Genomic DNA, 9717 nt, shown 5'->3' on the forward strand with positions numbered 1-9717 from the left:
CGGCGCCGCCCGGGCCCTCCTCGACGTACATCTCCAGCCACGCGAGTCCGGGCAGACGCATCTCCGCACGCAGCCGGAGCAGCCGGCCGGGCTCGATCTCCTCGACCCGCCAGAAGTCCAGCGAGTCCCCGACCCGCAGTCGTTCCGCGTCCCGCCTGCCGCGTCGCAGCCCCACCCCGCCGACCAGGCGGTCCAGCCACCCTCGGACCGCCCAGGCCGGCGGGAACGAGTACCAGCCGTGGTCCCCTCCGATTCCCTCGACCACCCGCCACAGGGCCTCGGGCGGGGCGTCCACGTCCCTTTCACGCACGTCCGTGTACAGACTCCCGCCCGCCCAGTCGGGATCGGTGGGCAGCGGATCACTGGGAATCCCCGGTGTCGACGCGGAGGACCACCGGGTCGTCACCTTCGCCTCACGCACCCGTTGCAGGGCGAGGGAGAGGGCTGTGGCGAACGAGAACGGACGGCCCGGGCCGTCCGGGACGTACTCCGCGATGTCGTGCTCGTGGCAGACCACTTCATAGCGCAGGGACTCGGCGAGCGGACGGGCGATCGAGGCCGGGACCGGCGTGATCAGGCCGACCCAGTGGCTGGACAGTCCGGGGGTGAGCATCGGCACGGGCAGGATCAGCCGACGGGGGAGCCCGGCGACCCGCGCGTACTCCTGCATCATGTCCCGGTACGTCAGGGTGTCGGGGCCTCCGACGTCGAACGCGCGGTTCACCTCCGAGGGCATCGCCGCGCTGCCGACCAGGTAGCGCAGCACGTCCCGGACCGCGACCGGCTGGATGCGCGTCGACACCCAGCTCGGGGTGACCATGACCCAGCTCGGGGTGACCATGACCGGCAGCCGCTCCGTGAGGTAGCGCAGCATCTCGAACGACGCCGAACCCGAACCGAGGATGACCGCCGCGCGCAGGACCGTCGTCGGCACCCCCGAGGCGAGAAGGATGTGACCGACCTCGGCCCTCGAACGCAGGTGCGGCGACAGCTCGCGCTCGGGCACCCCGGCCGGGGTCAGCCCGCCCAGGTACACGATGCGCCGCACGCCGGCGGCCCGCGCCCGCTCACCGAAGACACGGGCCGCCGTGCGGTCGGTCTCCTCGAAGCCGGACCCGCTGCCCAGGGAGTGGACCAGGTAGTAGGCGACGTCGACGTCCCGCATCGCCGCGCCGAGGGACTCGGGGTCGGTCGCATCCCCCTCGGCGGTCTCGACCTGGCCGGACCAGGGGTGGTCCCGCAGCTTCTTGGGGTGGCGCGCCAGGCAGCGCACCCGGTGACCGGCGTTCAGGAGTTCGGGTACGAGCCGGCCCCCGATGTACCCCGTGGCGCCGGTCACCAGGCATCGCAGCCCGCTTCGGTCGTCGCCTCTCTCCATGGGCGCTCCGTTCTGAGTCGCTTTCCCTGCGTCCACGGTGTCGTGTCCACGGCTGTTCCGCTTGTCGGGAGCGAGGCGTCAGGGAGCGGGCCCGGGTCCGGATCAGGAGAAGCAGACGGACGGGCCGGGGACGACCGGATCAGGGACGAGGTGACCAGGGAAGAGGGGGCGCGGTGGGGCTGCACCCGGAGGCGGTGCCGGGCACTCGGTGCCGGACGCTTCCGGAACGGGGTCCCTCAGGCGATCAGTGGGTCCCGGGCCGCTCGGTGGCGGTGCCCCGGATGACCCGGTGCCCGTCCGCGTCGGTCCCCAGGTCCGCGTCTGTCCCGGCGCGGGGGCCCGCGGGGGGTTCGCCGGGCCTCGTGGTGGGGGAGTCGGCGGCGCGCGGGCCGGCCGGGGCGGCTCCGTCGCCCTTCAGGGCGCGGGCCTCGCTCTTCAGGATGCGGGCCGACTTGCCCATGGAACGGGCGAGTTCCGGGAGCTTCTTGGCGCCGAAGACCAGGACGACGATGATGAGAAGGATCGCGATCTCACTGATGCCGAACATGACGACTGCCTGCTCCCCTGATCGGCCTGTCCACATCGGACGGCCCGCTTCCCCCGGTCACGACGAATCTACAGCACTGTAGAGGGGTGCGGCAGAGTGTCCATGTCCTGCTGCCGCACGCCCCGCGGTGTCTCAGTCCTCCCCGCCGTCGCCTTCGTCCTCCTCGTCGTCCTCGAAGAAGTCGCCCACCTCGTCGACGACTTCGGCCGCGACCAGTCCGCCGGCCACCCCGACGGCGAGCCCGGCCGCCCCCGCCGCGACGGCCGTCCCCAACCCGGGCCCGGAGCCGTGTCCCTCGCCGTGCCCGTGTCCGTACGCGTCGCCGTATCCGTACGCGTCCTGGGTGCCGTGCGCCGAGCGGGCCGCGACCAGGGAGCGGATCCAGGAATCGACTTCGGTGCTCCAGTCCCGCCCCTGGTAGTCGTGGTGACCGACCGTGAAGCGGCCGAGGGCGTCGCTCCCCTCGGTGAAGAACCCGCCCCGCTTGTCCGCCTCCAGGACGACCTCCAGGCTTCCGGGACCGGCCAGGAACGTCAGCTCGATCTCGTTCACCTCGTGGGCGTACTGGGGTGCGGGCGAGAGTTCGATCTCCTGGTAGAAGGGCAGTAGCTGCCCCGTACCGCGGATGTGGCCGAGTTCCAGATCCGCCGACTTGAAGCCGAAGCCGAGCTGTCCCAGCGCCTCCAGGAGAGCCTCCTGGGCCGGGAGCGGTGTGATGGAGAGCCGGTCGAGGTCCCCCTTGTCCCGGGCGCCCGCCACCGCGAGTTCCGTGCGTACGCCGAGCACGATGCCCAGGTCCTGGCCGTACAACTGGGTGATCGGCGTCTCCCAGGGCAGCATCACGTCGAACGGGATGCTGTGCTCGGCACCCTCCGCGAGGACGAAACCACCCGATACGGTGAAGCGGCCGAAGCCGACCGTGCCTTCGGACTCGCCCTCCGCGTGCTCGGCCTCGACCCGGGCGAGGAGTTCGAGTGTGATGCTCTCGACCGTGAAGTCGGCGCTGCCGCCCCTCAGGTGGACGTGCCCGCTCAGGGAGCCTCCAGGGACGGCGGCGCCGCTCGTCAGTACCGTGTCCACGGTCGGGGAGCCCACGCCGAGGGAACCGAGCAGCTTCTTGAACACCATCGTGGCGTTCACTCCTTCTTCCGTACGCGGGAACACGGTGACGCGTTCGGTCGCGTTTCTACACAACTGTAGAAGCATAGAGGCGGGACGGGTCCCGGAGGCCGAGCCGGGCGGCTCTACTATGGGCCGGTGGAAAGTACGGACGGCCTCACCGGCGGACCGCTCGGCGACGAGCGCGCCACCACCGAGCTCCAGGCGCTCGCTGTGCAACTCCGGCGCATGAACGGCGAGGTCACCCGACTGGCGCACGCCTTCGCGCACGCCGAAGGGCTGCACGCCACGGATGTGCAGGCCCTGGCGGCCATACTCGACGCGCAGACCCCCCTCACCCCGGGGCGCCTGCGCGAGCACCTGGGCCTGACCTCCGGCGCCGTCACCGCCTGTCTGGACCGTCTGGAGCGCTCCGGGCACGTCCGGCGCTCGCGGGACAGCGCGGACCGGCGTGTCGTGCACCTGTACTACGAGCCCGCGGCCAAGTCGGTGGCCCGGTCGTTCTTCATGCCCCTGGCCGAGGCCGCCGCCGAGGCCCGGGCGCTCTCGGAGCCCGGAGAGGTGGCCGCCGCGCTCCGTTTCCTCGCCCGGATGAACGGGGCGCTCGCCCGCACGGAGTCCCCCCGGCGCTGACCCTCCCGCCGTTCCCCGGCCCTCCGGGTCGTGCCGCCGGGCGCCAGGTGGCACGGCCGCCCGCTGTTATTTCAATGATTAAGATGCTTGGTGTTTGAGTGACTCGTTCGATTCGGGAGTGACATGTCCACCGCGTCCAGGCCGGTTCGCCGGCTGATTCCCGCCCTGCTCGTCGTCCTCTGGCTGGCCGTGGGCGGAGCGTTCGGTTCGTACGCGGGGAAACTCGGCGAGGTGGCCACCAACGACCAGGCCTCCTTCCTGCCGCAGAGCGCTGAGTCCACTCGGGTCATCGACGCCCAGAAGGCCTTCAGCAGGCAGGAGACGGTGCCCGCGATCGTCGTCTGGACGTCCGACGAGGGCGGTGGGGCGCTGAGCCCCGCGCAGCGGGAGGCCGCGACGTCGGCCCTCGCCGGACTCAAGGGCGGGCCCGGTGTGACGGGCGAGGTGTCTCCCGCGCTGCCGTCGAAGGACGGTCAGGCGCTGGAGGGCGTCGTCCAGTTGCGCTCGGGCCTCGGTGACGAACTCCCCGACGTCCTCGCCGGCATCCAGAAGGCGGCCGACCGGGTGCCCGGGACCCAGGCCCGACTCGCCGGTCCGGCCGCCAGCCAGGCCGACCTCTCCGACGCGTTCGCCGGAATCGACGGGCTGCTGCTCGGCGTCGCCCTGGTGGCGGTGCTGGTCATCCTGCTGCTCGTGTACCGCAGCGTCCTGCTGCCGCTGCTCATCATCATCGGCGCGGTCTTCGCCCTCGCCGTCGCCTGCGCGGTCGTGTACGTCCTCGCGGATCACGACGTCGTGCGCGTCGACGGCCAGGTCCAGGGCATCCTGTCGATCCTCGTCATCGGTGCCGCCACCGACTACGCCCTTCTGCTCACCGCCCGGTTCCGCGAGGAACTGGCGCGGCACGCCGACCGGTGGACCGCGATGCGCGCGGCGCTGAGGGAGTCCGCCGGACCGATCACGGCCAGCGCCGCCACCGTGGCGCTCGGCCTGCTCGCACTGCTGATCAGCGATCTGACCAACAACCGGGCCCTCGGGCCGGTCGGCGCCATCGGTATCGTCTGCTCCGTCCTGAGCGCCCTCACCTTCCTCCCCGCCGTCCTCGTCCTGCTCGGCAGGGCCGCCTACTGGCCCGCCAAGCCGAAGGAGGGTGACGCCGCCTCCGGTTCCACGGGCATCTGGTCGAAGGTCGCCTCCCTGGTCGACCGCGCTCCGCGCAAGGTCTGGGCCGTCACTCTTGTCGGGCTCCTCGCCTGCGCCGCCTTCGTGCCCACGCTGAACTCCAAGGGCGTGCCCCTGGAGGAGATCTTCGTCAACGACGCGCCGTCCGTCGCCGCCCAGCAGACCTTGAGCAAGCACTTCCCCGGCGGATCGGGCAACCCCGCCGTCGTCATCGCGAGCGCCGACCGGGCCGAACAGGTCGTCGGCGCCGCGAAGGGGGTGGACGGTGTCGCGAGTGTGGCCGTGGTGACGGAGTCCGGGCGGCCGGGCCAGGGCACGCCGCTGGTCGTGGACGGGCGCGTACGCATCGACGCGACGCTGAAGGCCGCGGCCGACAGCGACGCCGCCAAGGCGGCCGTCGTCCGGCTGCGCGCCGCGGTCCACGCGGTGCCCGGCGCCGACGCACTGGTCGGCGGCTACACGGCACAGCAGTACGACACGCAGAAGACAGCCGAACACGACCGCGACATCATCGTGCCGGTGGTGCTCGTGATCATCCTGGTCATCCTGATCGGGCTGCTCCGCTCCCTGCTCATGCCGCTGCTCCTCGTCGCGACCGTGGCGCTCAACTTCCTGGCCACGCTCGGCATCTCCTCCCTGGTCTTCCAGCACGTCTTCGGCTTCAGCGGCACCGACTCGTCCGTACCGCTGTACGGGTTCGTCTTCCTCGTCGCTCTCGGTGTCGACTACAACATCTTCCTGATGTCCCGGGTCCGGGAGGAGTCCCTGCTCCACGGCCCCCGGGAAGGCGTGCTGCGCGGGCTGACGACCACGGGCGGGGTCATCACCTCGGCCGGTGTCGTCCTGGCGGCCACCTTCGCCGCCCTGAGCGTCATCCCGCTGGCCTTCCTGGTGCAGATCGCGTTCATCGTCGCCTTCGGCGTCCTGCTGGACACCCTCGTCGTGCGCTCGCTCCTGGTGCCCGCACTGGTGAGGGACATCGGACGTGTCGCCTGGTGGCCGGGCGCCCTGAGCCGGGGCCCCGGCGCACCGACGGAGCCGCGGGGGCCCCTCCCGTAGCCTGAGGCCATGGTGAGCGCGAAGATCGAACTGCATGTGCATCTGGAAGGGGCGATACGCCCGGCCACCCTGCTGGACATCGCCCGGCGCAACGGCGAGAGCCTCCCCGCCGACACGGTCGAAGGGCTCGAAGCGCTGTACCGGTTCACCGACTTCCGGCACTTCCTCTCGGTGTGGCGCATGACCACCAACTGCCTGCGCACGGCGGACGACTTCCGGCGCGTGGTCGTGGGCTACGCGCAGGAGGCCCGGGCCCACGGTGCCGTGTATCTGGAGGCGATCTTCTCGCCTGCCGAGCGTGTGGAGTCCCACGCCCTCGACTGGGACGAGATGTTCACGGGGTACACCGAGGGGGCGGTCGAGGCGCGGGAGAGGTTCGGCCTGACCGTGCGCTTCACGCCCGACCTCTACCGCGGCTGCCCGGTGGAACTGGCCGAGGAATGCGCCCGGGTGTCGGTCAGGTACCGGGACAGGGGAGTGGTGGGGCTCGGTATCGGGGGTGACGAGCGGCGGAGCACCCTCGCCCCGTACGGCAAGGCGGTGCGCATCGCGCAGGAGGGCGGGCTCGCCTTCGTTCCGCACGCCGGCGAGGTCGGCGGCCCGGAACACGTCAGGGAAGCGCTCGACCTCGGTGCCGTCAGGCTGCGGCACGGCATCCGCGCGGCCGAGTAGCCCGGGCTGCTCGAAGAGATCGCCGGCCGGGGCGTGGTGCTCGACGTCTGCCCGACGTCCAACCTGCGTACCGGAGTCGTCCAGGACGTCGCCGCCCACCCGCTGCCGCTGCTGCACGCGGCCGGTGTGCGCTGCTCGGTCAACACGGACGACCCCGCGATGTTCGGCACGGACCTCGGACAGGAACATGACCTGGCCGCGCGGTTGGGGGTCACGGCGGACCACGCCTTCGCCGCGGGCCTCGCCGGTGCGCTGTGCGAGGACGAGGTGCTGACGGGCCTTCAGGCGGCGGCCTCCGCCGGCTGAGGCCGCCGGGCGGCTCCGCGCCGGATGGTTTTCCGCCGGTCGCCGGGGGCGGCCCGCACACACGGCAGCCTCGACCCGCTTCCGGCCCGTGCCGCCTCTTCCGGTCCGTGCCGCCCCTTCCGGTCCGGGCGCCCCTGCGACCCCGGGCCCCCGCCGCGGAGTGCCCTGTCCCTGAAACGTGTCCCGACGGGACAGGAGTCCCACCGGGACATTTAAAGGTGTACGCTACAACTATGGATGCGACGGAGAACACCCCGGACCGGCGCGGCCGCAAGGCGCGCAGAACCCGGGACACGCTGGCGCAGTGTGCGTTCGAGCTCGTGCTCGACCGCGGACTGCGGGGCGTGACGGTCGAGGAGATCGCTCAGGCGGCCGACGTCGACCGGCGTACCTTCAGCCGCCATTTCCCGAACAAGGAGGCCGCCGTCCTCGACTCGGTACGGGGCGACGGCGAACGGATCAACCGGGCGCTCCGGGCGCGGCCCGCCGCCGAGCCACCGCTCACCGCCTACCGCGCGGCCGTCTTCGACTGGCTGGACGACCCGGTGGCCGAGCCCTGGCACATGCGGCCGCGCATCTTCGACCTGCTGGTCATGGCGGAGGACGAGCCCACCCTGTACGCGGCGTTCCACCACATCCGGGTGGACGCCCAGGAGGAGTCGATCGCGATCCTCGCGACACGGCTCGCGGTCGATCCTCGGCAGGACCTCCGTCCTGCCGTGGCCGTCGCCGCGGGGGCCGGAGCGCTCCTCGCGGGCCAGGCGGCATGGGTACGGAGCGGCCGTCCGGCCGCCCTGCCCGAATTCGTCACCCAGGCGTTCGACGCCCTCCGCGCCGAGCTGCCCAAGACCCCGGCGGAGCGCAGGACGCCCCACAGCACCACGGAAGAGAGCACCCCATGAGCACCGACCTCCCCACCGCCTACGAGGCGGAGTTCTCCGGCAGGACAGCCTTCGTCACCGGCGGCGCGTCCGGCATCGGACTGGCCCTTTCCCGCCGACTGGCCGCCGGTGGCGCCGCCGTCGTCATCGCCGACCACAACGAGGAGAGCGCCCGCAAGGCCGCCGACGAACTGACGTCGGCCGGCGCCCGGGCCGCCGCCGTCGCCCTCGACGTCACCGACCCCGTCTCCGTCGAGGCCGGGGTGCGCTTCGCCGTCGACACCTTCGGGGCGCTGCACCTCGCCGTGAACAACGCGGGTATCGGCGGCCCCTCGCAGCCCACCGGCGCCTACGGCGTCGAGGACTGGAACAAGGTCGTCGCCACCAACCTCAGCGGTGTCTTCTACTCGATGCGCTACGAACTCCCCGCCATCCTCGAAGCGGGCGGAGGCGCCGTCGTCAACATGTCGTCGATCCTCGGTACCAACGGCTTCGCGGGCTCCCCGGCGTACGTCGCCGCCAAGCACGGCGTCGTCGGCCTGACCAAGACCGCCGCCCTCGAGTACGCGGACCGCGGCATCCGCATCAACGCGGTCGGCCCGGGCTTCATCGACACCCCGCTGCTCCGTGACACCGACAGCGTGGCCCGCGACCACCTGATCTCCCTGCACCCCGCCGGCCGCCTCGGCACCTCGGAGGAGGTCGCCGAGCTCACCGCCTTCCTGCTCTCCGAGCGTGCTTCGTTCATCCACGGCAGCTACCACCTGGTGGACGGCGGCTACTCGGCGTCCTGAACCCGGGGGGCCAGGGACCCCCGAGTGGCGGAAGGCCACCGTCCGGTTCACAAAGGTATGAAGGAGAACGAAGGAGAGCCATGAAAGCCGTCCAGTACCGCACCATCGGCGCCGCCCCCGAGGTCGTCGACATACCGGAGCCCGTGCCGGGCCCGGGCCAGATCCTGCTCAAGGTCAGCGCCGCCGGAGTCTGCCACTCGGACATCGCCGTGATGAGCTGGCCCGCCGAGGGGTTCCCCTACGAGCTGCCCTTCACGCTCGGTCACGAGGGCGTCGGTACCGTCGCGGCGCTCGGCGACGGTGCCGAGGGCTTCTCGGTGGGTGACGCGGTCGCGGTCTACGGACCCTGGGGCTGCGGCACCTGCGTGAACTGCGCGCAGGGGCGGGAGAACTACTGCCTGCGCGCCGCCGACCTCGGCATCAACCCGCCCGGACTGGGCAGCCCCGGCGCCATGGCCGAGTACATGATCGTCGACGACGCCCGGCACCTGGCACCCATCGGTGACCTGGACCCGGTCAAGACGGTCTCGCTGACCGACGCGGGCCTCACCCCGTACCACGCGATCAAGCGCTCCCTGCCGAAGCTGGTGCCCGGCGCCACCGCCGTGGTCATCGGCGCCGGGGGGCTCGGGCACGTGGCCATCCAGATCCTCCGCGCCCTCACCGCCGTCCGTGTCATCGCGCTGGACGTGTCGGAGGAGAAGCTGGCCCTCGCCCGCTCCGTCGGCGCCCACGACACCGTGATCTCCGACGAGAACGCGGCCGCCACGGTCCGTGAGCTCACCGGCGGAATCGGCGCCCAGGTCGTCCTCGACTTCGTCGGCGCTCCGCCGACGGTGAAGACGGCCGGCGCCTCCGCCTCGGTCGACAGCGACGTCACCATCGTCGGCATCGGCGGCGGCATGCTCCCCGTCGGGTTCGGCGTCCTGCCCTTCTCGACCTCGGTCACCGCGCCGTACTGGGGTACCCGCCGGGAACTCGCCGAAGTGATCGAACTCGCCCACACCGGCGCCGTCGACGTGCACGTCGAGACCTACTCCATCGACGAGGCCCCGCTCGCCTACGAGCGGCTGCACGACGGCAAGATCAACGGTCGCGCCGTCATCCTGCCCAACGGCTGACCGCCGCACCCCCCCGACCGCGGGC

At 71.9% G+C, this 9717-nt stretch carries 8 protein-coding genes and 1 pseudogene; 6 read left to right on the forward strand and 3 right to left on the reverse strand.

Translation table 11 applies throughout. The features are described from left to right. The 3 genes from IH13_RS0114060 to IH13_RS0114070 form a co-directional block, all read right to left on the reverse strand. On the reverse strand, positions 1-1378 hold a 1378-nt coding region (locus IH13_RS0114060), incomplete at its 3' end, for an SDR family oxidoreductase (protein ID WP_031084344.1). A 244-nt stretch (positions 1379-1622) separates the two neighbouring features. Beyond that, positions 1623-1925 carry a Sec-independent protein translocase subunit TatA gene (locus IH13_RS0114065; protein WP_031084346.1) on the reverse strand — a complete coding sequence of 101 codons (303 nt, stop codon included), beginning with the start codon at positions 1923-1925 and terminating at the stop codon, positions 1623-1625. Positions 1926-2057: 132 nt separating this feature from the next. Further along, positions 2058-3053, reverse strand: a complete 996-nt coding sequence (locus IH13_RS0114070; protein ID WP_031084348.1) for a sporulation protein — start codon at positions 3051-3053, stop codon at positions 2058-2060. 129 nt (positions 3054-3182) lie between these two features. Here IH13_RS0114070 and IH13_RS0114075 point away from each other — a divergent pair, with 129 nt between their 5' ends. From IH13_RS0114075 to IH13_RS0114100, 6 genes and pseudogenes are all read left to right on the forward strand, one after another. After that, positions 3183-3677, forward strand: a complete 495-nt coding sequence (locus IH13_RS0114075) for a MarR family winged helix-turn-helix transcriptional regulator (protein ID WP_031084349.1) — start codon at positions 3183-3185, stop codon at positions 3675-3677. Between the two features lie 123 nt (positions 3678-3800). Beyond that, positions 3801-5918: an MMPL family transporter gene (locus IH13_RS0114080; RefSeq protein WP_031084351.1), complete on the forward strand. Its 2118-nt coding sequence runs from the start codon at positions 3801-3803 to the stop codon at positions 5916-5918. 9 nt (positions 5919-5927) lie between these two features. Continuing rightward, positions 5928-6896 (forward strand): annotated as a pseudogene (add, locus tag IH13_RS37430) (adenosine deaminase). Between the two features lie 233 nt (positions 6897-7129). After that, positions 7130-7798: a TetR/AcrR family transcriptional regulator gene (locus IH13_RS0114090; RefSeq protein ID WP_031084353.1), complete on the forward strand. Its 669-nt coding sequence runs from the start codon at positions 7130-7132 to the stop codon at positions 7796-7798. After that, positions 7795-8571 (forward strand): SDR family NAD(P)-dependent oxidoreductase, encoded by a 777-nt coding sequence (locus IH13_RS0114095; protein ID WP_031084355.1) that lies wholly within the window; start codon positions 7795-7797, stop codon positions 8569-8571. The genes IH13_RS0114090 and IH13_RS0114095 overlap by 4 nt, the downstream gene beginning before the upstream one ends. An 80-nt stretch (positions 8572-8651) precedes the next feature. After that, positions 8652-9692, forward strand: a complete 1041-nt coding sequence (locus IH13_RS0114100; RefSeq protein ID WP_031084357.1) for an NAD(P)-dependent alcohol dehydrogenase — start codon at positions 8652-8654, stop codon at positions 9690-9692. Positions 9693-9717: the final 25 nt, after the last annotated feature.

Source organism: Streptomyces sp. NRRL WC-3549, assembly GCF_000721935.1.
Classification (GTDB): Bacteria; Actinomycetota; Actinomycetes; order Streptomycetales; family Streptomycetaceae; genus Streptomyces.

What these genes read in the sequence shown, in the direction of transcription:
- IH13_RS0114095 (WP_031084355.1), top strand. Translation starts at nt 7,795, where the DNA reads ATGAGCACCGACCTCCCCACCGCCTACGAGGCGGAGTTCTCCGGCAGG.
- IH13_RS0114070 (WP_031084348.1), bottom strand. Translation starts at nt 3,053, where the DNA reads ATGGTGTTCAAGAAGCTGCTCGGTTCCCTCGGCGTGGGCTCCCCGACC.
- IH13_RS0114065 (WP_031084346.1), bottom strand. Translation starts at nt 1,925, where the DNA reads ATGTTCGGCATCAGTGAGATCGCGATCCTTCTCATCATCGTCGTCCTG.
- IH13_RS0114090 (WP_031084353.1), top strand. Translation starts at nt 7,130, where the DNA reads ATGGATGCGACGGAGAACACCCCGGACCGGCGCGGCCGCAAGGCGCGC.
- IH13_RS0114100 (WP_031084357.1), top strand. Translation starts at nt 8,652, where the DNA reads ATGAAAGCCGTCCAGTACCGCACCATCGGCGCCGCCCCCGAGGTCGTC.
- IH13_RS0114080 (WP_031084351.1), top strand. Translation starts at nt 3,801, where the DNA reads ATGTCCACCGCGTCCAGGCCGGTTCGCCGGCTGATTCCCGCCCTGCTC.